General features: G+C 48.7%; 1 protein-coding gene. It reads right to left on the bottom strand.

Annotated features, from left to right (window positions below; all coding sequences use genetic code 11):
• Positions 1–73 precede the first annotated feature (73 nt).
• On the bottom strand, positions 74–318 hold a 245-nt coding region (locus QWI17_RS12750), incomplete at its 5' end, for a CBS domain-containing protein (RefSeq protein ID WP_302722896.1).

The raw sequence follows: 318 nt of genomic DNA, 5'->3' as shown, positions 1-318 counted from the left end.
GTCCGTAATGGCTCTGTAGAAAAAATGCGCCCCCCGCATTTTTTATGTCTGGAGAAGCGCTGCCAGTGTGAAGTCAGGCGACTCTGCAATGTTTCAGTTGTTGATTCAGTGCGGCCATCACTTGCCCACGTTTTACGACTCCGACCAGAATGTCGTGTTTAACCACTGGATATATTTTCGGCTTATTGGTTGCCATCATCTGGGCTAATTCTAAAACGGTGGAGGATGGGCTCACCGTTAACGGGTCTGGCTGCATCATGTTTTTCACCAGCACATGACTGTCGCAGTGGTAGCTATCCCCCAGCAAATAAGGAATAC

The sequence above is a fragment of the Gilvimarinus gilvus genome (genome assembly GCF_030518155.1).
GTDB classification, from domain to species: domain Bacteria; phylum Pseudomonadota; class Gammaproteobacteria; order Pseudomonadales; family Cellvibrionaceae; genus Gilvimarinus; species Gilvimarinus gilvus.
This window is presented reverse-complemented; position numbering and strand designations above follow the sequence as displayed.